Genomic DNA, 22,210 nt, shown 5'->3' on the forward strand with positions numbered 1-22,210 from the left:
GACAGCCGTGACGTTGCCTACTTTCATAACATTAGTAATGCGTGCGGGATACATTCCACACTCTCCATCATCCCGGACTTGTTCCGGGATCCAGTCAGCTCAAGTCTTTGAGCTGGAAGAGTCTTTTGACCCGACGGGCGTCGGGTCGCTGGATCCCCGCCACGAGGGCGAGGATGACGGGGTTGGGTTGTGCCGCTTCGCCAACGAGAACATTCCCAGGGCCTGGTCACCGATCCAGCGATACCAGATCGCTGCGCCTATACCCAGTCACCTATTGGTTACTCGAACCGGAACGCGATCCGCTTGCCGGTCAGCTTGGCAAGTTGCTGCAGACGGCCGTCGAGCCGTTCGCCGGCAAATTCCGAATAGGCGGATGGGACGATGAACTCGAGATCGAGGTCTGGCGAGGCCGATGGCCGGATATCGAGATTGCGCGCGACGCCGGGCATGGATGCCGACAGAAGATAGACCACCCTCAAAAGACCGCCAAGAAGCTTTGCCAGTTCCAAAAGGCGCGGCGTGGCGATTGCCGCTAAGGGCTCGGTGGCGCCGTCGTCGTTCAGGCCCTCGAAACGGTAATAGTTGGCCAGCGCGATATAGGCGCGGCCAGCATGGGTAATCCCGGAAAACGTGCTGTGGGCGATGATGTTGAGCGCCTGCAGGCCGCGATAATCCGGATGGGCGCGCCAGCTGATATCTGCGAGCAGGCAGGCTGCCTGTCGGTAGCGGCCCTCTTCCTCGGTCTCGGCGATGCCGAAATGCGGCACCATCTTGCCGCTCCAGTCGGCAAGCTCGCGGGCATGTTCGGGCGAGCGGGCGCGCAGGATGGCGATTTCGCGCGCGGCAGCCAGCAGCGGATCGTGAGCGCGAACCGTGTCGGACAGCAGCGAATAGAGATAGCCCTCCCGAACGCCGAGCGCCGAAAACGAAATCACCGACGGTTTCATCTGGGCGACGACTTCCTGCAGGGCGACGGCGCCGAACGGCAGCAGGGCGCGGCGGCTCTTCGAAATATGCGCGTAAGCCGGCGATTTGACATCCTTGGGATCGATCACTTCCGGAAGGAAGGCCATGGCTTCGTCAAAGGAGATTTCGTAGCCCTGCATCATGTGCAGCGGATAATCACGCAATTCCATATGCAGCTTGGCGATCGAGCGCCAGGTACCACCGACCGCGTAGAACGTGCGGCCGCCGGCATTCTGCAGGACCTGTGCGCCCTTCAGGTAGCGGCGCACATGGCTGCGGGCCTTGACGACCGATCCCTCGGCATGTTCCGACAGGCGGATACCGCCAAGCGGCAGGGTGATGCCTTTTCCGACCTTGGGGCCGAAGACATCGACAAGCTCCAGCGAACCGCCACCGAAGTCACCGACAACGCCATCGGGATCGTGATAGCCGCTGATGATGCCGAGCGCGGAGAAGTAGGCTTCCTCCTCACCGGTCAGCACGCGGACCTTCTGTCCGAGGATTATCTCTGCGCGGCGGATGAAATCCGGACCGTTCGAGGCGTCGCGTGCGGCGGCTGTCGCCAGCACGAAAACCGTGGAGGCCCGCGCCTGCGTCGACAATGCCCGGAACCGGTGCAGCGCCTTCAGCGCCCGCTCGACGCTTTCGGCGTCCATCCGGCCGGTCGCATCGATGCCCTTGCCGAGACCGCACATGACCTTTTCATTGAACAGAATGGCCGGTGACCGGCTCAGCCCCTCATAGATCACAAGTCGAATCGAGTTCGACCCAATGTCCACGACGGAGACCGGGGCAATACCAGGCAAACGCCCCTGGGCTTCAGACTCTACCATGCAATTCCAGTTTTATCTTCTGCGGCCGCTATCCCAGCCGGCAATTACCTTCGGCGTGCTGGATTTCAAAGCCTCTCCCCGCCCGGACAGGCTGGGATTGGTCATGAAATAGACCTGCGCATTGAACGGTTCGGAATCCTTGGCGACTTCCATGCGCCGCGACGTTCCGTCAGGAAGGATCTCGTAGCTCTGCTGGTTATCGATGAGATTACCCAGCATGATCTGCGACAGCACCTGTTCATGCACAGTCCGGTTGATGAGAGGCACAAGGGTCTCCACCCGCCGGTCCAGATTACGCGGCATCATGTCCGCCGATCCGATATAGACGAGCGCGTGCTCGGAGGGAAGCCCATGGCCGTTGCCGAAACAGAAGATGCGTGAATGCTCGAGGAAGCGCCCGACGATCGACTTGACGCGGATCTTGTCGGATAGCCCCGGAACCTGCGGCCGCAGGCAGCAGATACCGCGCACCACCAGGTCGATCTGAACCCCCGCGCGGCTGGCACGGTAGAGCGCATCGATGATTTCCGGATCGACCAGCGAATTCATCTTCATCCAGATCGAGGCCGGACGGCCGGCTTCGGCATGGACGATCTCCTCACCGATGTGCTGCAGGATGCGCGGGCGCAGCGTGTGCGGCGAAATCGCCAACTTCATGCCGGCTTCTGGCTCGCCGTAGCCGGTGATGAAATTGAAGATGTTGGCCATGTCATGGGCAATCTTCGGATTGCAGGTGAAGAAGGACAGGTCGGTGTAGATCTTTGCCGTGACCGGATGATAGTTGCCGGTGCCGAGATGACAGTAGGTCCGAAGCTTGCCTTCCTCGCGGCGCACCACCATCGACATCTTGGCATGCGTCTTCAGTTCGATGAAGCCGAACACCACCTGCACGCCGGCGCGTTCGAGGTCTCGCGCCCAGCGGATGTTGGCCTCTTCGTCGAAACGGGCCTTCAGCTCGACCAGCGCCGTTACCGACTTGCCGGCTTCAGCCGCATCGATCAGCGCGCGGACGATCGGGCTGTCGTTGGAGGTGCGGTACAGCGTCTGCTTTATCGCCAGAACGTCAGGATCGCGCGCAGCCTGGAGCAGAAACTGGACCACCACGTCGAAGCTTTCATAGGGGTGGTGGACGACCATGTCCTTTTCGCGGATAGCGGCGAGGCAGTCTCCGGCATGTTCGCGGACGCGCTCGGGAAATCGCGCATTGTACGGCTCGAAGCGCAAATCCTCGCGCGGCGCCTTGGTGATCTCCGAGAGCGTGTTGAGTGCCAGAAGGCCCGGCAAGACCGCAACGCGGTTTTCCGGAACGCCGAGTTCGCCGACGACGAACTGGCGCAGTTCCAGCGGCATTTCCGAATCGATCTCGATGCGAATGACCGAACCGCGCCGGCGCCGCTTCAGAGCGGTCTCATAGAATTGCACGAGATCTTCGGCTTCTTCCTCGACCTCGATATCGCTGTCGCGAATGATGCGGAAGGTGCCGGAACCCTTGACCTCATAGCCCGGAAACAGCCGTTCGATGAACAGGCCGACGGCATCCTCCAGGGTGATGTAACGGATCACCGATTTTGAATCGGGCAGCCGGATGAAGCGGTCCAGCGCGACCGGAAGACGCAAAAGCGCCGTCATCGGCTCGCGCCCGCGCGTGCTCGTCAGCTGCAGGCCCATGGTGAAGCCGAGGTTGGGGATGAACGGAAACGGATGGGCGGGATCGATCGAAAGCGGTGTCAAGACCGGGAAGATCGCCTGCTCGAATTCGGTGGCAAGCCATCCGCGATCTTGCGCCGACAGCGAGATCGGCCGGACGATCAGAATGTCTTCCTTGGCGAGATATTGCTGCAGCACGGCCAGCGAGGCCTGCTGCTCCATCTGCAGATTGTCGATTTCCTTGAGGATATCCTGCAGCTGCTCGACCGGCGTCTTGCCATCCGGGCTACGCACGACGACACCCTGGCGAACCTGCCCTTCAAGACCAGCGACACGCACCATGAAAAATTCGTCAAGATTGGCGGCGGAAATCGACAGGAAGCGGACGCGCTCCAAGAGCGGATGGGCGGTATTAAGAGTTTCCTCAAGGACGCGGCGATTGAACTGCAGCCAGGAGAATTCGCGGTTGATGAAGCGCTCGGGGCTGTTCATCAGGTCGATTTCGTCGGCCACCGGCGCGTTTGCAGTCGTTGCAGATGTCACAGTGTCCATTATCCCCGGTCCGCCTTTTGCTTTTCTCGAAGCAGCTAGCGCAGTTTGACGACCTAACTATGACAGTCAATCGATTTCGCGTGTCTTTCCAAGGGTGTTGAGCACTTCCAGCGCCAAGGCTCTGCTGATGCGGGTGCCGCGCGCCAACGCCAGATGGTCCAGCCGCTCGACGATCGTCTGGGCGGATTCAAGCGATCGCTCCATGCGGGCGACGATATAGCCGATCAGCCGGTCATCGACGGCAAGCTGGCGGTCGGCCAGAAGCTTGACCAGAACCTGCGCCAGCAATTCATCATCCGGCTCGCCGATCTCAACCACGGTCGCTGCCTTCAGGCGCGAGCGGAGGTCGGGCAATTCGACCGGCCAGGACATCGGCCACAGCCGGCTGGTGATCAGCAGGCTGGTACCGTTTTCCCGCACGCTGTTGATGACGTGGAACAATGCCCGGTCGTCGAAGCCCTGCCGGTCGGCATCCTCGAACAGCACCGGGCCTGCCGCTGCGATCTCGGCCGCATTGCTGCCTGCCGTCGGGTGAATGGAAACAGCTGCGCTGTTTTCGCGCCAGATTGCCGCAAGATGCGATTTACCCGATCCGATGGGGCCAGCCAGGATCACCACCGGCGACGGCCAGCGCGGCCAGCTGTCGATGATCGTCACGGCCGCCTTCAGCCGTTCGGACACAAGAAGGTCGTCACGACCCGTCTGCGGTTCGTGCTCGAAAACGAGCGGCAATTGTTCGAACTTGCGGACCATACGCTGTTACTCTGGAAGCTTGTACTCAGGGGTCTTGTGTTCCGGCTCGATCGTCAGAATGTGGCGATGGCCGTGATAGAGCGTGCTGTCGAGATAACGGCCGATGCCAAAACGGACCAGCACGCCGATAGCGGCAGCACACGGAACTGCGACCAGCAATCCGACAAAACCGAACAGTGCGCCGAAGGCCAGAAGCGCGAACATCAGCCAGACCGGATGCAGGCCGACGCTCTTGCCGACCAGCCGCGGCTGGAGGATGTTGCCCTCCATGAACTGCCCGGCAAAGAAGATCGCCGCGATCATACCGATATGCAGATAATCCGGCCAGAATTGGACGAGCGCCACACCAACAGCGAGCACCAGCCCGACCATCGAGCCGACATAGGGAATGAAGCTGATCATGCCGGCGAACAGGCCGATCAGCAGACCGAAGTTCAGGCCTGCCAAGGTCAGCGAAACCCCATAGAACAGTCCGAGAATAATGCATAGCGAGCCTTGCCCGCGCACAAAGCCGGCAATCGTCGTGTTCATGTCACGGGAGATCTGGCGCACGGTCGCAACATGATCGCGCGGGATCCAGCCGTCGACCCTTTCGACCATCCGGTCCCAGTCCAGCAGCAGATAGAAGGCGACCACCGGCGTGACCACGAACAGCGAAATGATGTCGAGCAGCGCCATGCCCGAATTCCACAATTGCTGGAACAGCGTGCCGAGGAAGCCGGCCCCCTGCTCGAGCAGCTTGGCGGAATTCTGCTTGATCGTGTCCATCTGACTTGTAATCCATTCAGGAAGCCACTCGGCGCGCTGGCTGGTCAGGAATTCCTGCAGGAGCGAAATATACCCGGGCATCTTCTGGATAAATTCGGATGCCTGCGTGAACACGATCGGGATGATGACGACCAGCGACAAAGCGAAGACGACGACGAAGCCGATCAGGATGACCACCGTCGCCATCAGCCGGCTGAGGCCAATTCTTTCCAGCCGGTCGGCAACGGGATCGAGAAAATAGGCGAGCGCCATGCCGGCAATGAACGGCAGGAGAATGGTGGAGAACACCATCAGGAAGGCAATGAATCCGGCAAGGAAAAGCAGCCAGAAGATGATCTGGCGCTGCAGCCCGCTGCCGCTCAATTTGTTGACCATGCCACTGTTCCGATGTCTTGCCGCTAGCGCTGCCCAGCGCCGCTTCCTTAGCTGGAGATAGGATGTGGCACCGACCATGGTCAAGCCTGTGGCGCAAAAGGGCCGACAATGACCGGCAAAACATCAAAAAAGCGGGAGTAATCGGGGCAATATGCTTGCACTTGCGGCACCACCATGCCAATCGCAATCCAAATATGACGAGCCGGCGGAGATCAAGCCATGAGCGAGCCAGGAAAGAACGGTCTGACCTACAGCGATGCAGGTGTGGATATCGATGCGGGAAACCTTTTGGTGGAAAAGATCAAGCCGCATGTGCGCTCGACACGGCGCCCCGGCGCCGACGGCGAGATCGGTGGCTTCGGCGGTCTTTTCGACCTCAAGGCCGCCGGCTTCAAGGATCCGGTCCTTGTGGCTGCCAATGACGGCGTCGGCACCAAGCTGAAGATCGCCATCGAAGCCAACAAGCATGACACGGTCGGCATCGACCTCGTCGCCATGTGCGTCAACGACCTGGTCGTCCAAGGCGCCGAGCCGCTGTTCTTCCTCGACTACTTTGCCACCGGCAAGCTCGATCCGGATCAGGGTGCTGCCATCGTCGGCGGCATCGCAGCCGGTTGCCGCGAGGCAGGCTGCGCGCTCATTGGCGGCGAAACCGCTGAAATGCCCGGCATGTATGCCGGCGGCGACTATGACCTCGCAGGCTTTGCCGTCGGTGCTGCCGAACGCGGCCAGCTGCTGCCGGCAGGCGATATCGCCGAAGGCGACGTCATTCTGGGTCTCGCCTCGTCCGGCGTACATTCCAACGGCTATTCGCTGGTGCGCAAGATCGTTTCGCTGTCGGGTCTTGCCTGGGACGCGCCTGCCCCGTTCGGCGAAGGTACCGGTTCTCAAACATTGGCCGACGTCTTGATGACACCGACGCGCATCTATGTGAAGCCGCTGTTGAAGGCCATCCGCGAAACCGGCAAACTGAAGGCGCTCGCCCACATCACCGGCGGTGGTTTTCCGGAAAACATTCCGCGGGTGCTGCCGAAGCATCTTGCCGCTGAAATCGACCTTGCCGCGATCCAGGCACCGGCCGTGTTTTCCTGGCTTGCCAAGACCGGCGGCGTCGCCGCCAACGAGATGCTGCGCACCTTCAACTGCGGCGTCGGCATGATCGTGGTCGTGGCCGCAGAAGATGCCGATCAGGTCACCTCGGTTCTGAAGGCCGAAGGCGAGACCGTCTTTGCACTCGGCCGCATGGTCGCCCGCGACGAAGGCGCTGCCGGCACGGTCTACAAGGGCACGCTTACTCTATGAACGATACGGTGAAAGCGGCCCGCAAGCGGGTCGTGGTGTTCATTTCCGGCGGCGGCTCCAACATGCTGGCGCTGGTCAAGGCTGCCTCCGTGCCAGACTACCCCGCCGAAGTCATCGCCGTGATCTCCGACAAGCCAGATGCCGGTGGTCTGGCGAAAGCCGCAGCGCTGGGCATCGCCACCTTCTCGTTCGTGCGCAAGGATTTCGACAGCAAGGACGCCCATGAAGCGGCGATCCTCGCGACACTGAAAAACCTGTCGCCCGACATCATCTGCCTGGCCGGCTACATGCGGCTGCTTACCGCCACCTTTATCAATGCCTATGAAGGCCGGATCATCAACATCCACCCTTCCCTGCTGCCGCTCTTCCCCGGCCTGCACACCCATCAACGGGCCATCGATGCCGGCATGACGGAGGCCGGCTGCACCGTGCACTTCGTCACAGAAGGCATGGACGAAGGCCCGGTTATCCTGCAGGCCAAAGTGCCGGTATTGCCGGGCGATACGGCGGACGACCTTGCAGCACGGGTGCTGGTCGAGGAACACAAGTCCTATCCGGCGGCTCTGCGGCTTGTGGCCGAGGGCAAGGTGCGGATGCTAGATGATGGGGTTGTGTCCGCCGCATCCTGAGCGGCTGGACAGGCATGACCAACCGGTTGACCAACTGCGATATCTTCCGTTAGGGTACGTCCGCATACCAGCGGAGATCAGGCTATGACCAGAACTGTAAAGGTCGCTGAAGCCAAAACGCATTTGTCGGAATTGCTTACGAAGGTGGAGTTAGGCGAAGAAATCATTATCTCGAGAGGCGACACGCCGGTTGCACGGCTCGTGCCAATCGATGATGAGGAGCGCCGTGCAAATCTCTTCCGCCTGATCCGGCGAGACCGCGCGAAAAACAAACCGGTCTCGCTTGAAGAGATTTTACAGTGGCGGGACGAAGGTCGTAAATGAAGTCCGATTTCGTCGTTGATGCCTCGGTCGCCGCTGTGTGGTTTCTGGCAGATGAGCAGAGCGACGTCGCTGACGCCGTCATGGACGCACTGCTTCGCAAAACTGCATGTGCGCCCGATCTTCTGCGACACGAAGTTCGCAGTGTACTTTTGATGGCAGAACGCCGCCAACGGATCAGCAGTGATCTTGTCTTGGCATCCCTCATTCGGTTGCATCACTTGCCAATCGTCATTGCCGATTCCGGCGACGATGCTCTCGTTGTCGGCCTCGCACGCGCGCATCAACTTTCAACATATGATGCGGCTTATCTCGCGCTTGCGATCACAGAAGGGATTCCGCTCGCCACGCTTGATAAAAAGCTTCGACAAGCAGCCGCCGCAGAAGCGGTTCAGCTCTTCTCCGCATAATTCACCCCGCCGCCAGTCTCTCCCTATTCAGCATCGCCCATTGCAACAGCATGATCGTCTTGCCGTCGCAGATCTCGCCGCTGTCGATCATCGCCATGGCGTCGGCGAGCGGGATTTCCAGGACCTCGATATCCTCGTCCTCGTGCGCGGCACCGCCGCCGTCTTCGGCGCGTACTGTCACATCGATGATGGCGGCAAAGAAGTGTACGGTTTCGGTCACGGCACCGGGCGACATGAAGGCCTGGAAGACGGGACGGACATCCGTCACCAGATATCCCGTCTCTTCCATTACCTCGCGCTTGATCGCCTCGGCCGGATGATCGCCGTCGAGCAGTCCGGCCGGTGTTTCCAGAAGCCAGCCGGAATAGCCGTTGAGATAGGTCGGAATGCGGAATTGCCGCACCAGGACGACGCTGTCACGCTTGGGATCATAGAGCAGGATGGTGGCGCCATTGCCGCGGTCATAGACCTCCCGCTTCAGCGTCTTCGTAGCGCCGTTCGAGCCGGTATAATTGAAGGTGATGTTGCGCAGGTGATACCAGTTTTTCGAAAGCGTCTCGTCCTTGAGGACTTCGATCTTTGCATTCTCGAATTTCGTCATTGAGTGTTCAATCCCTGCGCAGCCATACGTGATTGTCATGAAAAGCCGCCCCGCCATAGGGGGCGACCGCGTCGGCACCGGTCAGGACGTTGATGCCCTCACCGTCCAGATGCGCGTCGTTCGGCCAAAGGCCTTCGGCGATGACCACGCCACGCCGCGTGCCGCCACCGATTTTCGCATGCAGGCGGATTTCCCCGCGCTCGTTGCCGATCCGCACGATGTCTCCCTCGGCGATACCAAGCGCCGTAGCATCTTCCGCTTGGATCATCACTTCGGGCCGGACTTCCTTCTGCAGCGAAGACGGCGTTTCGGCAAAAGTCGAGTTCAGGAACGACCGGGCTGGCGATGTCGCCAGCCGGAAAGGATGTGTCTCGTCGGCTACCTCGATCAGATCGACATGGTCGGGAAACTTGGGCAACTGCGCATGCGGGCCGAAGACACCGAGCGCTTTCGGTGGACGGTTCGGCGCCGGTGTGCCGGTCCAGTCGGCCTTGAAGCGGAATTTTCCATCGGGATGGCCAAAACCATCGACGAAATGCGCGGTGTCGAAATCGGGTTGGACGTCGAGCCATTTCTCGCGCTTCAGCCCCTCATAGCCGATGCCGTAGTTGACCAGGATATGGTCGATATGCTCGCGTTCGCTGAGGCCGAAACCGGGCTTGTCGGCAACGCCGAGGCGCTTTGCCAGTTCCTCGATGACGAACAGATTGGTGCGTACGGTCGATGGCGGTTCAACCACCTTGGGGCCGAGCAGGATATGCTGGTGGCCGCCGCCACGATAAAGATCGTCATGCTCGAGAAACATGGTGGCGGGCAGCACGATGTCGGCCACCTTGGCCGTATCGGTCATGAACTGCTCGTGCACGGCGACAAACAGGTCGTCGCGCAAAAATCCCTGCTTCACCAGCCGCTGTTCCGGCGTGACGTTGACCGGGTTGGTGTTCTGGATGAGCATGGCCGTCACCGGGCCGCGATGGCGCAGCGCCTCGGCATCGCCGGTCAGCACCCGGCCGATCTGCGACTGGTCGAGCATACGGATATCCGGATCGAGCATTGCTGAACCTACCAGTTCGCGCTTGTCGAACTTGAAGATATCGTTGTTGGTATGGAAGGCGCCGCCGCCCTCATGCTGCCAGGAGCCGAGTACGGTCGGCACCGAGGCGGCGGCGTGGATGGCGACCGCGCCGTTGCGCTGGCGGGTAAAACCGTAGCCGAGCCGGAAATAGGTTTTTGGGGTGGTGCCGACCAGCTTGCCGAAAGCCTCAATTTCCTCCACGGGAAGCCCGGTGATGGCAGAAGCCCATTGCGGCGTGCGCGTCTTCAGATGCGCTTCAAGCCCCGCCGGATCGTCGGCGTATTTTGCAAGGTAAGCCCGGTCGGCATATCCGTCGCGAAAGGCGATGTGCATGACGGCACAGGCAAGGGCCGCGTCGGTTCCGGGCTTCAGCACCAGCCCCATATCGGCCTGCTTGATCGTCGGATTGTCGTAGATGTCGATGACGACGATCTTGGCGCCACGCTCCTTGCGGGCCTTGATCGCGTGAGTCATGACGTTGACCTGGGTCGAGACCGCATTGGTGCCCCAGATGACAACGCAATCGGATTTCGCCATCTCGCGCGGATCGGGGCCGCGCAGCGAACCGGTCGCCATCGCCAGTCCGGTCCAGGCGAGGTTGGTGCAGATCGAGCCGAAGAAGCCGGAATATTTTTTGGCGTGACGCAGCCGGTCGATCGAATCGCGCTGCACCTGCCCCATCGTGCCGGCATAGAAATAGGGCCAGACGGCTTCGGAGCCATGCGCCTGCTCGGCCTTGACGAAGGCTCCGGCGATCTCGTCCAGCGCGTCCTCCCAGGACAGCTCCTGCCAGCTGCCCTCGCCCTTGGCGCCCTTGCGGCGCTGCGGCACCATCAGGCGGCCGGGGTGATAGATGCGCTCGGAATAGCGTGCGACCTTGGCGCAGATGACGCCGGCGGTGTAGGTATTGGCGCCAGCGCCGCGCACCCGGCCGATCCGGCCTTCGGGAGTAATATCGACCTCCAGCGCGCAGGCCGAGGGACAGTCGTGCGGACAGACGGTGTGGCCGACGGACTTTTCTGGTTTTATGGGGGTCGCAACGTTCATTGCTTTTCTATATTGCATCGCGAAAGGGTGTCACAGTCCCCTTCGCCATACATTCCAACATTTCACGGGACGATAAGGGACGCGAATGAATTACCGTCACATCTACCACGCCGGAAACTTCGCCGACGTCCTCAAGCACGCCGTTCTCGCCCGGCTGATCGTCTATATGGCGCAGAAGGAGAAGGCCTTTCGCGTGCTCGATACCCATGCCGGTATTGGTATTTATGACCTTTCGAGCGAAGAAGCGCAGAAGACCGGCGAATGGGTCGACGGTATCGGCCGCATTCTCGACACTGACATTCCGGCCAAGGCAAAGGCGATTCTGGAGCCTTACCTCACGGCCGTGCGCGATCTCAACCCTGATGGCGGCCTGACGCTCTATCCGGGATCGCCAAAGCTGACCCGCATGCTGATGCGGCCGCAGGACCGGCTGTCGGCGATGGAACTGCATCCCGACGACTACGAGACACTGCACCGGCTGTTCGACGGTGATTTTCAGAGCCGTATCACCGAGCTCGATGGCTGGCTGGCGCTCGGCGCCCATCTGCCGCCGAAGGAAAAGCGCGGCATCGTATTGGTCGATCCGCCGTTCGAGATCGCCGGCGAATACGAACGGCTGGCGGATGGCCTGCACAAAGCCTACCGGCGGTTTTCCGGCGGAACCTTCTGCCTGTGGTATCCGCTGAAGCAAGGCGCACCGATTGCCGAATTCCACGCTACCCTGCAGGCATTGGAAATCCCCAAGATGCTCTGCGCCGAACTGTCGGTCCGCAGCGACCGCGATACGACCGGGCTTTCGGGTTCCGGCCTGATCATCGTCAATCCGCCTTTCACGCTGAAAAGCGAACTCGACATCCTGCTCCCCTTCCTCAAGGACCGGCTGAAGCAGGATCGCCATGCCTCTGCCCGCGCCTTCTGGTTGCGCGGCGAGGAAGTGCTGGAACGGGATTGAGCAAGGACGGGATTTGGGCGGGACTTGATGGTTTGCTCGCGTAAGCGGTGATCGGAGCGATCCCGGCATCACCATCGCTGATATTCCCATCCGGTCAGGCCTGAATATTGCCGGGCAAAGGCCACCGCCACCGATGACGAAAGCCGGGCGATCTGGTATCTCATCGGGCCGAACCGGGGGCCGGCATCGGTCGAATGTTGAATTTCTGCATGGGCGCGCTGATCCGTGGCATATCTACGGCGCACTCCGCTTCGCTAAGGTGATATCGGTGATTTCAGGATTTCGCAGAACCATCGTGGTCATGTTCGGACTGCTGGCGCTTGCCGCATGCAGTGGCGAAGGCGGAGAAAAGAAGCAGGCTGGACAAGACACGCCTGCTGCAAGTAGCTCCGCCAATACGCCGATCGTCGGCACTCCTGCCGTCAACGCGCAGAGAGCCAAGAAATCCGTCCCATTGGGCAGCGGTCTCGACTTCTATGTCCTGTCGCTCTCCTGGTCGCCAAGCTGGTGCCTGGACAACGATCCGTCGGGACGATCGATGCAATGCGACCCGGACAACAATCACGGCTTCATCGTCCACGGGCTCTGGCCGCAGAACGAGCAAGGCTATCCGGAATTCTGCCGCACGCGCGAATCGGACCGGGTGCCGGACGCGCTGGGGCGGGGCCTGTTCGATATCATGCCGTCGATGGGGCTAATCGGCCATGAATGGCGCAAACACGGTTCCTGCTCGGGGCTGAGCCAGAAGGACTATTTTGCCGTGTTGCGCGCCGCCCGTGAAAAACTGGTGATACCGCCGGCTTTGCAATCGGTCGGACCGGATCAGAGAACAAATGCCACGCAAATCGAAACGGCGCTGATATCGGCCAATCCGGGCCTTCGCCCTGATGCGCTCGCTGTCACCTGTGCCTCCGGCCGCGTCGATGAAGTCCGCATCTGCTTCAACAAGGATCTCAGCTTCCGCGCCTGCGGCGCGATCGATCGCGCCGGCTGCAAGGTGAAAAACCTTAACCTGCCCGCTACCCCCTAGACCACCTCAACGAACGAACCATCCAGCGAAAGAAAGCTCTGATGAAGATCTTCTATTCCCCGACTTCCCCCTATTCCAACAAGGTGCGCATGGCCGCGCGTTACGCCGGTCTTGCGACCGAAAACGTTTTGACCGACACCAACGGCACCCCGCAGGACCTGATCGCCAGCAACCCCTTCGGCAAGATCCCGACGCTGGTGACATCCGAGGGCAAGGCGATCTACGACAGCCGCGTGATCATGAATTTCATCGACCGCGAGACCAAGGGCAAGCTCTATCCGCGCAACGCCGAGAAGCGTACCGACGTGGAATTGCTGGAAGCCTTGTGCGACGGCATCTGTGACTGCCTGCTGGCGATTGTCTACGAAAAGCGCTTCCACCCGCCGGAAAAGATCCATCAGCCGTGGATCGACAGACAGTGGGAAAAGGCCGGCCGTGGCCTCGACCTTCTCAACGCCAATATGCCGAAGACCGGTGCCAAGCTGCATGCCGGTCACTTCGCGCTCGCGGCCCTGCTGCGCTATATCGAACTTCGTTTCACCGGAGAGTGGCAGAAGGGCCGCCCGAAGCTGAAGAACTGGCCGCAAAAATTCGAAAAATTCTTCCCGGACTACGCACAGTTCAAGGTCTAATACCCTTGGAAATCATTGCATAAAACGCAAAAAAGGCCGGATCGCTCCGGCCTTTTTTGTATTCCCGATCCGATGGATCAGAACTTGACGCCCATACCGACGCGGACGCTGTGTTCGTCGTAGCCCGACGAAACCTTGCCGCCCGGCAGGTCGAAGTTCTTCGAACCGTAGTCGGAGTAGCGGTATTCGACGCGCGCCGTGACGTTGTCGGTCACGAAGGCTTCGGCACCGGCACCGGCCGTCCAGCCGAGCAGCGTGTTCTTGTCCGAACCGCCGGCATTGCCAGTTGCCTTGACGCTCGATGCTGCCAGACCAGCCGTACCGTAGACCAGAACCGGGTTCAGGTCGTAGCCGACGCGGCCGCGAACGGAGCCGTTGACGCCCTGTTCCATCTTGCGATCGGAATTCTTCGTATCGTTGTCGCCGTAGTTGATGTCAGCTTCAGCACCGTAAACGATGTTGCCGCTCTGCATGTTGTAGCCACCATAGAGACCGCCACCAAAACCAGCAGCGCTACGGCCGCCCGTAGCGTTGTACTCACCATGGCCCCAGTTGGCGGTACCACCAACATAGGCGCCCGACCAGTTCTTCACGGCGGGTTCGTTGTATTCGGCAGCCGGAGCAGCCGGAACTTCGTCGATCGCGTCGGCAGCCTGAACAGCGGAGAAGGCGATGAGGGATACGGCAGAAGCCATAAGGGTGGTGATGAGAGTACGCATAAAAGTCTCCTTTACGAACCGATGCTCCGGACCCTCGCGGTCCCAAACTGATACATCGGGGAATTGCAAATTAACCCGCCCGGTTGACGAGGAAATTGACGGTCAAATGCGGATTCTCAAGAGCCAAATTGTGAAATTTTAGTGGCACGAGCATGGCTAAAATTCGATGTTGCTTCATCGCCACAGGGAAATTATTAACCACAAAACACTATTAATAGAAAATATACTATAACTGCTCAAAACAATTCAATTTACCGCTTTTGCATTAATTTTTCCGAAACGAATGCGTGGGGCTGTTTCGCAATATTGGCCTGGCTCCTATATCCTTGCGGCATGCAAAAACACGAATCGCATAACGGGACGCTGCGGGCTCCTTTGAAAACTGCACTGGTGACCGGTGGCGCCCGGCGCATCGGCAAGGCTATTGTCGAGGATCTGGCGGCCCATGGCTTTGCAGTCGCCATCCACGCCAATACATCGCTGACCGAGGCGGAGGCCTTGGCAGCGGAGATTCGTTCAAGAGGTGGCAAGGCTGCGGCGGTTGTGGCCGATCTTGCCGATACTGCGTCCGTGCGGACCGTCATGGAAAAAGCCGTCTCGGCGCTGGGACCTCTCGGCCTGCTGGTCAACAACGCCTCGCTGTTCAAGAAGGACAGCCTCGACGAATTCGACGAGACGATCTGGGACCGGCATTTCGCCCTTCACGTCAAAGCCCCATCGTTGCTGGTCCGCGATTTTGCCACACAATTGCCGGGCGAGAATTCCGGGCTGGTCGTTAACATCATCGATCAGCGCGTCTGGGCTCCCAATCCGAGATTTTATTCCTATATGTTGTCGAAGTCGGCTCTTTTGACGGCGACAAAAACGATGGCACAGGCCTTGGCACCGGCAATCCGCGTCAACGGCATCGGGCCGGGCCCGACCCTGCCGAACGAACGGCAAAACAAGGATGATTTCGACACACAGGTCGAGGCGCTGATCCTGAAGCGTGGTCCGCAGCTTGACGAATTCGGCCGGGCGATCCGGTTTCTGTTCGACACGCCGTCGATCACCGGGCAGATGATTGCGCTTGACGGCGGCCAGCATCTTGCCTGGGAAACGCCGGATATTTTGGAGATTGTGGAATGAACGGGCGCGTGCCCAATGACGGCGGCATTCTCTATGATGAAAATGCCAGCGACGACGAAGACCTGATCGAGGTGCCGGATGCTGCTGCGCCGGCGCCGATCCTCGATTGGGCAGAGACCAGCGCCATTCCCGACGGTTTGCGCGGCGCCGACCTTATCCAGGCCTTCGTCAAGCGCCTGCCCAACAGCCCCGGCGTCTACCGCATGTTCAACGAGGCCGGCGACGTGCTCTATGTCGGCAAGGCGAGAAACCTGAAGAAGCGCGTCAGCAACTATGCGCAAGGGCGGCTGCATTCCAACCGCCTGACCAAGATGGTGCGCGAAACCGCCAATATGGAATTCGTCACGACGCGCACCGAGATCGAGGCGCTGCTGCTCGAAGCCAACCTGATCAAACGCCTGCGGCCGCGCTTCAACGTGCTGTTGCGCGACGACAAGTCGTTTCCTTATATTCTGGTGACCGGAGATACACGCGCACCGGCGCTCTACAAGCATCGCGGTGCGCGCAGCCGCAAGGGTGATTTCTTCGGACCCTTCGCCTCCGCCGGCGCTGTCGGCCGCACCATCAACTCGTTGCAGCGCGCCTTCCTCTTGCGCACCTGCACCGACAGCGTGTTTGAAAGCCGCACCCGCCCCTGCCTGCTGCACCAGATCAAGCGTTGCGCGGCCCCCTGCACCCATGAGGTCAGCGACGCCGACTATGCCGAGCTGGTCACCGAGGCCAAGGATTTTCTCTCGGGCAAGAGTCAGGCGGTGAAGGCGACGATTTCAGCCGCAATGAGCGAAGCCTCCAAAAACCTCGATTTCGAGCGGGCAGCGCTTTACCGCGACCGGCTGGCGGCGCTGTCGCATGTCCAGAGCCACCAGGGTATCAATCCGGCCGGGGTCGAGGAAGCCGACGTGTTCGCCATCCATCACGAGGGCGGGGTCTCCTGCATCCAGGTGTTCTTCTTCCGCACCGGCCAGAACTGGGGAAACCGCGCCTATTTCCCCAAGGCCGACCCGACCCTGACATCCGCCGAGGTGCTCAGCGCGTTTCTCGTACAGTTCTACGACGACAAGCCCTGTCCCCGGCAGATCCTGCTCTGCGAGACGGTCGAGGAACAGGATCTGCTGGGCGCAGCACTCAGCGAAAAATCCGGCTACAAGGTCGCGATCCTCGTGCCGCAGCGCGGGGAGAAGAAAGATCTGGTCGAGCACGCCGTTGCCAATGCCCGCGAGGCACATGGCCGCAAACTCGCCGAAACCGCCTCGCAGTCGCGCCTGCTCGAAGGTTTTGCCACGACGTTCAAGCTTGAGCGCACCCCGCGCCGTATCGAGATCTACGACAACTCCCATATCATGGGCACCAATGCCGTCGGCGGTATGGTGGTGGCGGGGCCGGAAGGTTTCGTCAAAGGCCAGTACCGCAAGTTCAACATCAAATCGACCGACATCACCCCCGGCGACGATTTCGGGATGATGAAGGAAGTGATGACGCGGCGGTTTTCACGCCTGTTGAAGGAAGAGGGGAAGCCCGACCGCAGTATCGAGACCAACGAGGACAGCGCGTTCCCGGCCTGGCCCGACATCATCCTGATCGACGGCGGCCAGGGCCAGATGACGGCGGTGCGGGCCATCCTCCAAGAGCTGGATATCGAGGATTGCGTCGTTGCCATCGGCGTTGCCAAGGGTGTTGACCGTGAAGCGGGCCGCGAAAGGTTCTTCCCGCCGGGCGGTAGCCGCGACGGGTTTTCGCTGCCGCCGCGCGATCCCGTCCTCTATTTCATCCAGCGCATGCGCGACGAGGCGCATCGGTTTGCCATCGGCTCGCACCGGGCGCGACGCAAGAAGGAAATGGTCAAGAACCCGCTCGACGAGATCGGCGGCATCGGCCCGACGCGCAAGCGCGCCCTGCTCCACCATTTCGGCACCGCCAAGGCTGTATCCCGCGCCGGGATCAATGACCTGATCGCCGTCGAGGGCATTTCGGAAGCGGTGGCGCGACTGGTCTACGATCATTTCCATGAGGACGGCGCGAAATAAGCGAAGGCGGCCAGATCTGCCGCCTTTGCCATTCAGTCCAATGGTAAGGTCAAGCGACTAGGCCTTTGCGGCTTCATCGATGAAGGCTGCGACGTCGACGGGCATCGAGGCCAGCGAAGCATGGCTTGCCTTCAGCGTAATGACCTTCTTTGCCCCGAGCCGGCCCGACATCCAGCGCTGGTTGTCCGGATGGATCATGTGGTCCTCGCTGGAAATCTGATACCAACTGCTCTTGTTCTTCCATGCCGGATTGCTGATCTCGTTGCCGAACGTGCTGGCAAGCGGCGCTTTCTGGGTGATGCCCATGACAAGCCCCTCATCGGCGCTGAGGTCCTGGCAGAAGCTCTCATGATATTTCTCCGGCTTGACCCAGAGATAACCATCGCTGTCCGGCGCCAGATTGGCGGCCGCCGCTGGTGGACTTTTCGCCGTGATGCCGCCGGGGCTCTCGCCCGCGTCGGGCGCAAATGCCGCGATATAGACAAGCCCAGTGACATTCGGCTGGTTGCCCGCTTGGGTAATAACGGCGCCGCCGTAGGAATGGCCAACAAGAAGAACAGGCCCGTCTACCTGGGCAACCATCTTGCGGGTACGCTCGGCATCGTCCGCCAAAGATGTCAGCGGCAGTTCGACAGCCTTGATGGAACGATGACCCAAACGGGTCAGTTCCAGGATGACTTTGCTCCAGTGGGCAGCGCCACCCCAGAAGCCATGCACGAGAAGGATCGTCGGAACCTGTGCCATGTGATGTTCTCCCAGCAGATTTGATTGGAAACGGCAGGCCGATATGAGCAATACACCCTATCGGCGGCTATCAAACAGCAGGTCTATGACGGGACTGTGGCGCAGCCTCAGATCGCCAGCCGTCCGAGGCCAGACAACATCCGCGTCAATTCCGCCTGACGCCGCGTTCCGGTCTTTAGGAAGATGCGCTTCAGGTACGTACGGACCGTTTCAAGCTTCAGGCCAAGCTTGATCGACACCGCTTCCAGGCTTGCACCGGAGGCGAGTTCACGCGCGACGCGGGCCTCTCCGGGTGTCAGATCAAACAATCCGCTGAGGACCCGCATATCCGGCGCTCCGGCTGCGCCGACCGGTGTTGCAATCAACACAGCAAGGCTTCTCGAAAAAATGTCGCGTGCATTTCTTCGAACCGGCATGAGATTTAGGATCAAGGCCGGCGCGTTTTCTTCCGCCGCCAAAGGGATGGATTGCACATTCGACGCCCGCGCGACGCTCAATTGTTCCAGCGCGGTGAGAACCAGTCCATTCGCCGCAGGGTTTTTGAGCGAAATCCGGTTGGCGGCGCCGGTGCGGATACGCGGCGCAAGAGCCTCCATATCCTCGTTCATGGCCAGTACCCGATTATCATCGCTGAGGACCGCGGCGGGAAGCCCGATCAATGACAGCGTCGATGTGATGCTGTGCGCCTGCCGGAAAATCATTCGCGAGGAGATCAGCGCTGCGCGGGCGAGATCACCTTTCACGCTGTTGATGCGATCGAGCGCCTGACTTGAGAATGGCCCGTCCTCGCTGCGGGCAAGAAAATCAAAGACGAGCGTGTGCCCCGAAGGCTCTGGCAACACCGCACCCATGCTCCAGCCAAGGCCAAGCGGTCGCAGAAAGGTGTTGTAGATCGGATCGTCAGCGATTTCCTCTGCGGTCATGAGGTCTACGTCGCGGGCAAACGACATCGGTGCCAACAGCATGGAGCGTTCCGGCCGCGGATTGTGCGGCCTCGCATCGCTGCTTGCATACCGCTCCATCGGTTCCTCGATGTTTGGCGAGCAAACCCACCGGATTGCTCCGCCGGTATCGGCGGTCAGAATGCAGGCCGAGAAACCGTTCACCTCTTCCGCCAGACTGGCGCAGACGTCCGGCCAAAGCTCAGGGATAACTGCGGCTTCATAGATACGATCGATCAGCGTCAAGGCATCGGACATTATTTGCTCTATGTTGGAGCATTTACTCGATAGTGCCCCAAGGAGACAGGTTTTGCCAAGCGCAATGCAGCCGGTCCCTAAAAATAGGGGTTTTAGTTCACCCTGCGTTCAGACGAATTCCGCCATAATTCAGGCCGATCTCTAATGACCGGTTGACGCCGCTGTCACAAAGTCTTTCATCTGTCGTCAAAGAACTCGCAGAGAACCCGAATCGATGTCCACCACGCCTGCCGCTTACAACATTCCCAATCTCCTGACCTATGCCCGGATCCTGGCAGTGCCGCTGATCGTCCTGTGTTTCTTCGTCGAAGGCAGGCTGCAGAGTTCGGATTTCGCCCGCTGGACGGCGCTGGGGCTTTTTGCTGTCGCCTCGATCACCGATTTCTTTGATGGCTATCTGGCGCGTATCTGGAAGCAGACCTCCAATATCGGCCGCATGCTGGATCCGATTGCCGACAAGCTGCTGGTCGCCTCGGTTCTTCTGCTTGTGGCTGCCGATGGCACGATTGCCGGCTGGTCGATCTGGGCGGCGATCATCATTCTGTGCCGTGAAATCCTCGTTTCCGGCCTGCGCGAATATCTCGCCGCCCTGAAGGTCAGTGTGCCGGTAACCCGCATCGCCAAATGGAAAACGACGATCCAGATGGTCGCCATTGCCTTCCTGCTGGCTGGCCCTGCCGGCGACAAGGTGCTCCCCTACACGACCGAAATGGGCATCGGCCTGCTCTGGCTTGCCGCCGCCATCACGCTCTATACCGGCTACGACTATTTTCGCGCCGGCTTGAAACACATGGTTGACTGATGGCGAGCGTCAACCTCGTCTATTTCGCCTGGGTGCGCGAGCGGATCGGCAGGGGCGAAGAAACGCTGGTGCTTCCGGGTACCGTCGTTACGGCGGGCGACCTGCTCGCCCACCTGAAGACGCTCGGCGAGGAATATGAGGCGGCGCTGGAACATGAGAATGTCATCCGCGTCGCCATCAACCAGGAACATGTCGATCACGACGAGACGATTGCCGGTGCGCGGGAAATCGCTCTTTTCCCGCCGATGACCGGAGGCTGAGACGGTGACGCGTGCTCCCGTCACGGTTCGCGTCCAGCGTGGCGATTTCGATCTGGCATCGGAAGTACAGGCTCTGTCGGCCGGCCGCCACGATATCGGCGCCGTGGTGACGTTTTCCGGGCTTTGCCGCGATGAAGCCGGAACGCTGAGCGCCCTTGAACTCGAGCACTATCCCGGTATGGCGGAAGCGGAAATCACCCGTATCTGCGACGAAGCTATCACCCGCTTCGGCCTTCAGGCCGCCACAGCCATCCATCGCTACGGCAAAATCGTACCCGGCGAAAACATAGTCCTCGTCATCACCGCCTCGCCGCACCGGCAGGCTGCCTTCGATGGCGCCAATTTCATCATGGATTTCCTGAAAACCTCGGCCCCCTTTTGGAAGAAAGAACACGCCGCCGATGGCACTGCGGGTGGCTGGGTCAGCGCCAAGGACGAGGACGACAGTGCGAGGGACCGCTGGTCGGACTGACCAGGTCCATCTGTCAGGGCTGAAACCGTTCCTTGCGCGTCAGCACCAAAAGCAGCACCAGGAACGAAAAGATCACAAAATCCCGCCACAGCATTGGCCCATAGGCGCTCCACAGGGTTTCGCTCAATCCCATCACCGCTGCCCCCACCGCTGCCAGGACAGGCGCGGTCTGGCCACCGATGGCGGCAATGAACAGCACCTTGACGCCGAACACCAGACCGGCACCGAAATCCATCGTGCCGTAATAGGCAGTCGCCAGAATGCCCGCGATCGCTGCCAAAAGGGCCGAAAATCCGTAGGCGGCGATGAAGATGCGGCGGCCATCCACACCGCACAATGCCGCAGCACCCGCATCGTCGGACACGGCCCGCCATGCACGGCCCCAGGCCGAGCGCGCGAGGAACAGCTGTCCTGCCCCGACGATGGCCAGCATCAGGGCCGTGTTCACGAGCTGCACCACCGTCAGCGTCACCGGAAACCGCGGATCGGACCAGAGCGTCACCGGCGTATTGAGAAACGGCGGCAGCCACAGGCTGCGTGTCTGCGCCGCGATCCGCGACACTTCCATCAGCACCAGCGCGATGCCGAGCGAGACGACCACCACCGTATTGGCCGATGTCGCCGCCAGCCTGTGCATGACCGAACGTCCGATCAACAGGCCGGCACCGAGCGTATAGACCAGAGCCGACACCGCCCCGACGGCAAGCGCTGCCGGCAGCACCAGCCACAGGCGGTTCCAGGCGAAATCGGAAAACAGCAGGAATATCTGGCCGGCAAAGCCGAACAGCGCACCATAGGTCAGATCAGCCCGCCGGGTGACGGAAAAGGCGATCGAATAGCCGAAGGCGAGCAGCGCATAAAGGGCCGCGATAGGCAGTGCGCTGGCAAGCTGCTGCAGAAAATAGGCCATGACACATCCACTGATGACAAAATCACTATAACTGGTAAAATACGTTTTACCAGTTAGGA

The 22,210-nt window shown here is 60.5% G+C and carries 22 protein-coding genes; 12 read left to right on the plus strand and 10 right to left on the minus strand.

The window, feature by feature from the left end:
- Positions 1-278: 278 nt before the first annotated feature.
- From ppx to ACP7E0_RS04475, 4 genes are all read right to left on the minus strand, one after another.
- Positions 279-1,799, minus strand: a complete 1,521-nt coding sequence (ppx, locus tag ACP7E0_RS04460; protein ID WP_426123220.1) for an exopolyphosphatase — start codon at positions 1,797-1,799, stop codon at positions 279-281.
- A 12-nt stretch (positions 1,800-1,811) separates the two neighbouring features.
- Positions 1,812-3,998: an RNA degradosome polyphosphate kinase gene (locus ACP7E0_RS04465; protein ID WP_426123221.1), complete on the minus strand. Its 2,187-nt coding sequence runs from the start codon at positions 3,996-3,998 to the stop codon at positions 1,812-1,814.
- A 66-nt stretch (positions 3,999-4,064) separates the two neighbouring features.
- Positions 4,065-4,751, minus strand: a complete 687-nt coding sequence (gene hdaA, locus ACP7E0_RS04470; RefSeq protein WP_426123223.1) for a DnaA regulatory inactivator HdaA — start codon at positions 4,749-4,751, stop codon at positions 4,065-4,067.
- 6 nt (positions 4,752-4,757) lie between these two features.
- Positions 4,758-5,894: an AI-2E family transporter gene (locus ACP7E0_RS04475; RefSeq protein ID WP_426123224.1), complete on the minus strand. Its 1,137-nt coding sequence runs from the start codon at positions 5,892-5,894 to the stop codon at positions 4,758-4,760.
- A gap of 219 nt (positions 5,895-6,113) precedes the next feature.
- On the opposite strand from ACP7E0_RS04475, the gene purM reads away from it, so the two are divergent.
- The 4 genes from purM to ACP7E0_RS04495 all read left to right on the plus strand — a co-directional run bounded on the left by purM (position 6,114) and on the right by ACP7E0_RS04495 (position 8,556).
- Positions 6,114-7,196: a phosphoribosylformylglycinamidine cyclo-ligase gene (gene purM, locus ACP7E0_RS04480; RefSeq protein WP_426123225.1), complete on the plus strand. Its 1,083-nt coding sequence runs from the start codon at positions 6,114-6,116 to the stop codon at positions 7,194-7,196.
- Positions 7,193-7,825 (plus strand): phosphoribosylglycinamide formyltransferase, encoded by a 633-nt coding sequence (gene purN, locus ACP7E0_RS04485; protein WP_426123226.1) that lies wholly within the window; start codon positions 7,193-7,195, stop codon positions 7,823-7,825. The genes purM and purN overlap by 4 nt, the downstream gene beginning before the upstream one ends.
- Positions 7,826-7,909: 84 nt before the next feature.
- Positions 7,910-8,149: a type II toxin-antitoxin system Phd/YefM family antitoxin gene (locus ACP7E0_RS04490; RefSeq protein ID WP_426123227.1), complete on the plus strand. Its 240-nt coding sequence runs from the start codon at positions 7,910-7,912 to the stop codon at positions 8,147-8,149.
- Complete coding sequence (locus ACP7E0_RS04495) at positions 8,146-8,556, plus strand: type II toxin-antitoxin system VapC family toxin (protein ID WP_426123228.1); 411 nt, start codon at positions 8,146-8,148, stop codon at positions 8,554-8,556. The genes ACP7E0_RS04490 and ACP7E0_RS04495 overlap by 4 nt, the downstream gene beginning before the upstream one ends.
- 1 nt (position 8,557) lies before the next feature.
- Here ACP7E0_RS04495 and ACP7E0_RS04500 read toward each other — a convergent pair whose 3' ends face one another.
- On the minus strand, positions 8,558-9,157 hold the full coding sequence (locus ACP7E0_RS04500) for an NUDIX domain-containing protein (RefSeq protein WP_426123229.1): 600 nt from the start codon (positions 9,155-9,157) through the stop codon (positions 8,558-8,560).
- A 7-nt stretch (positions 9,158-9,164) separates the two neighbouring features.
- A complete protein-coding gene (locus tag ACP7E0_RS04505; RefSeq protein WP_426123230.1) occupies positions 9,165-11,297 on the minus strand; it encodes a molybdopterin-containing oxidoreductase family protein in 2,133 nt (710 codons plus the stop codon).
- 67 nt (positions 11,298-11,364) lie between these two features.
- On the opposite strand from ACP7E0_RS04505, the gene ACP7E0_RS04510 reads away from it, so the two are divergent.
- The 3 genes from ACP7E0_RS04510 to ACP7E0_RS04520 all read left to right on the plus strand — a co-directional run bounded on the left by ACP7E0_RS04510 (position 11,365) and on the right by ACP7E0_RS04520 (position 13,893).
- The gene (locus tag ACP7E0_RS04510; RefSeq protein ID WP_426123231.1) at positions 11,365-12,231 is read left to right on the plus strand and encodes a 23S rRNA (adenine(2030)-N(6))-methyltransferase RlmJ; all 867 of its coding nucleotides are present in this window, start codon (positions 11,365-11,367) and stop codon (positions 12,229-12,231) included.
- A 301-nt stretch (positions 12,232-12,532) separates the two neighbouring features.
- On the plus strand, positions 12,533-13,261 hold the full coding sequence (locus ACP7E0_RS04515; RefSeq protein WP_426123607.1) for a ribonuclease T2 family protein: 729 nt from the start codon (positions 12,533-12,535) through the stop codon (positions 13,259-13,261).
- Positions 13,262-13,302: 41 nt separating this feature from the next.
- Positions 13,303-13,893 carry a glutathione S-transferase family protein gene (locus ACP7E0_RS04520; RefSeq protein ID WP_426123232.1) on the plus strand — a complete coding sequence of 197 codons (591 nt, stop codon included), beginning with the start codon at positions 13,303-13,305 and terminating at the stop codon, positions 13,891-13,893.
- Positions 13,894-13,970: 77 nt separating this feature from the next.
- Here ACP7E0_RS04520 and ACP7E0_RS04525 read toward each other — a convergent pair whose 3' ends face one another.
- On the minus strand, positions 13,971-14,612 hold the full coding sequence (locus ACP7E0_RS04525) for an outer membrane protein (RefSeq protein WP_113317919.1): 642 nt from the start codon (positions 14,610-14,612) through the stop codon (positions 13,971-13,973).
- 333 nt (positions 14,613-14,945) lie between these two features.
- Here ACP7E0_RS04525 and ACP7E0_RS04530 point away from each other — a divergent pair, with 333 nt between their 5' ends.
- Both ACP7E0_RS04530 and uvrC read left to right on the plus strand, forming a co-directional pair.
- Positions 14,946-15,740, plus strand: a complete 795-nt coding sequence (locus ACP7E0_RS04530) for an SDR family oxidoreductase (RefSeq protein WP_426123233.1) — start codon at positions 14,946-14,948, stop codon at positions 15,738-15,740.
- Entirely contained in the window at positions 15,737-17,764 is a 2,028-nt protein-coding gene (uvrC, locus tag ACP7E0_RS04535; protein ID WP_426123235.1) for an excinuclease ABC subunit UvrC, read from the plus strand. Before ACP7E0_RS04530 ends, uvrC begins: the two co-directional genes overlap by 4 nt.
- A 57-nt stretch (positions 17,765-17,821) precedes the next feature.
- Here the strand turns inward: uvrC and ACP7E0_RS04540 are convergent, their stop codons facing one another.
- Both ACP7E0_RS04540 and ACP7E0_RS04545 read right to left on the minus strand, forming a co-directional pair.
- Positions 17,822-18,508 carry an alpha/beta hydrolase gene (locus tag ACP7E0_RS04540; protein WP_426123237.1) on the minus strand — a complete coding sequence of 229 codons (687 nt, stop codon included), beginning with the start codon at positions 18,506-18,508 and terminating at the stop codon, positions 17,822-17,824.
- A gap of 107 nt (positions 18,509-18,615) precedes the next feature.
- The gene (locus tag ACP7E0_RS04545; RefSeq protein ID WP_426123239.1) at positions 18,616-19,707 is read right to left on the minus strand and encodes a helix-turn-helix transcriptional regulator; all 1,092 of its coding nucleotides are present in this window, start codon (positions 19,705-19,707) and stop codon (positions 18,616-18,618) included.
- A 214-nt stretch (positions 19,708-19,921) separates the two neighbouring features.
- On the opposite strand from ACP7E0_RS04545, the gene pgsA reads away from it, so the two are divergent.
- Genes pgsA through ACP7E0_RS04560 form a run of 3 tightly spaced genes read left to right on the plus strand, consistent with a single transcriptional unit; the run spans position 19,922 to position 21,241 of the window.
- Positions 19,922-20,509: a CDP-diacylglycerol--glycerol-3-phosphate 3-phosphatidyltransferase gene (pgsA, locus tag ACP7E0_RS04550; RefSeq protein ID WP_113317923.1), complete on the plus strand. Its 588-nt coding sequence runs from the start codon at positions 19,922-19,924 to the stop codon at positions 20,507-20,509.
- Positions 20,509-20,769, plus strand: coding sequence for a molybdopterin converting factor subunit 1 (gene moaD, locus ACP7E0_RS04555; RefSeq protein ID WP_426123240.1), 261 nt, complete (start codon positions 20,509-20,511; stop codon positions 20,767-20,769). Before pgsA ends, moaD begins: the two co-directional genes overlap by 1 nt.
- Before the next feature lie 4 nt (positions 20,770-20,773).
- On the plus strand, positions 20,774-21,241 hold the full coding sequence (locus ACP7E0_RS04560) for a molybdenum cofactor biosynthesis protein MoaE (RefSeq protein WP_426123241.1): 468 nt from the start codon (positions 20,774-20,776) through the stop codon (positions 21,239-21,241).
- 13 nt (positions 21,242-21,254) lie between these two features.
- Here the strand turns inward: ACP7E0_RS04560 and ACP7E0_RS04565 are convergent, their stop codons facing one another.
- Positions 21,255-22,151: a branched-chain amino acid ABC transporter permease gene (locus tag ACP7E0_RS04565; RefSeq protein WP_426123242.1), complete on the minus strand. Its 897-nt coding sequence runs from the start codon at positions 22,149-22,151 to the stop codon at positions 21,255-21,257.
- Positions 22,152-22,210 lie beyond the last annotated feature (59 nt).

This window comes from Pararhizobium sp. PWRC1-1 (assembly GCF_049897905.1).
GTDB lineage: Bacteria > Pseudomonadota > Alphaproteobacteria > Rhizobiales > Rhizobiaceae > Pararhizobium.

Bases quoted from the DNA above. Each gene is read 5' to 3' on its own strand.
- ACP7E0_RS04540 (WP_426123237.1), bottom strand. From the start codon at position 18,508: ATGGCACAGGTTCCGACGATCCTTCTCGTGCATGGCTTCTGGGGTGGC.
- pgsA (WP_113317923.1), top strand. From the start codon at position 19,922: ATGTCCACCACGCCTGCCGCTTACAACATTCCCAATCTCCTGACCTAT.
- ACP7E0_RS04465 (WP_426123221.1), bottom strand. From the start codon at position 3,998: ATGGACACTGTGACATCTGCAACGACTGCAAACGCGCCGGTGGCCGAC.
- ACP7E0_RS04545 (WP_426123239.1), bottom strand. From the start codon at position 19,707: ATGTCCGATGCCTTGACGCTGATCGATCGTATCTATGAAGCCGCAGTT.
- purM (WP_426123225.1), top strand. From the start codon at position 6,114: ATGAGCGAGCCAGGAAAGAACGGTCTGACCTACAGCGATGCAGGTGTG.
- ACP7E0_RS04490 (WP_426123227.1), top strand. From the start codon at position 7,910: ATGACCAGAACTGTAAAGGTCGCTGAAGCCAAAACGCATTTGTCGGAA.
- ACP7E0_RS04475 (WP_426123224.1), bottom strand. From the start codon at position 5,894: ATGGTCAACAAATTGAGCGGCAGCGGGCTGCAGCGCCAGATCATCTTC.
- ACP7E0_RS04500 (WP_426123229.1), bottom strand. From the start codon at position 9,157: ATGACGAAATTCGAGAATGCAAAGATCGAAGTCCTCAAGGACGAGACG.
- ACP7E0_RS04520 (WP_426123232.1), top strand. From the start codon at position 13,303: ATGAAGATCTTCTATTCCCCGACTTCCCCCTATTCCAACAAGGTGCGC.
- ACP7E0_RS04525 (WP_113317919.1), bottom strand. From the start codon at position 14,612: ATGCGTACTCTCATCACCACCCTTATGGCTTCTGCCGTATCCCTCATC.
- ACP7E0_RS04510 (WP_426123231.1), top strand. From the start codon at position 11,365: ATGAATTACCGTCACATCTACCACGCCGGAAACTTCGCCGACGTCCTC.
- hdaA (WP_426123223.1), bottom strand. From the start codon at position 4,751: ATGGTCCGCAAGTTCGAACAATTGCCGCTCGTTTTCGAGCACGAACCG.
- purN (WP_426123226.1), top strand. From the start codon at position 7,193: ATGAACGATACGGTGAAAGCGGCCCGCAAGCGGGTCGTGGTGTTCATT.
- ACP7E0_RS04515 (WP_426123607.1), top strand. From the start codon at position 12,533: ATGTTCGGACTGCTGGCGCTTGCCGCATGCAGTGGCGAAGGCGGAGAA.
- ACP7E0_RS04530 (WP_426123233.1), top strand. From the start codon at position 14,946: ATGCAAAAACACGAATCGCATAACGGGACGCTGCGGGCTCCTTTGAAA.
- ACP7E0_RS04565 (WP_426123242.1), bottom strand. From the start codon at position 22,151: ATGGCCTATTTTCTGCAGCAGCTTGCCAGCGCACTGCCTATCGCGGCC.
- ACP7E0_RS04505 (WP_426123230.1), bottom strand. From the start codon at position 11,297: ATGCAATATAGAAAAGCAATGAACGTTGCGACCCCCATAAAACCAGAA.
- ACP7E0_RS04495 (WP_426123228.1), top strand. From the start codon at position 8,146: ATGAAGTCCGATTTCGTCGTTGATGCCTCGGTCGCCGCTGTGTGGTTT.
- uvrC (WP_426123235.1), top strand. From the start codon at position 15,737: ATGAACGGGCGCGTGCCCAATGACGGCGGCATTCTCTATGATGAAAAT.
- moaD (WP_426123240.1), top strand. From the start codon at position 20,509: ATGGCGAGCGTCAACCTCGTCTATTTCGCCTGGGTGCGCGAGCGGATC.
- ppx (WP_426123220.1), bottom strand. From the start codon at position 1,799: ATGGTAGAGTCTGAAGCCCAGGGGCGTTTGCCTGGTATTGCCCCGGTC.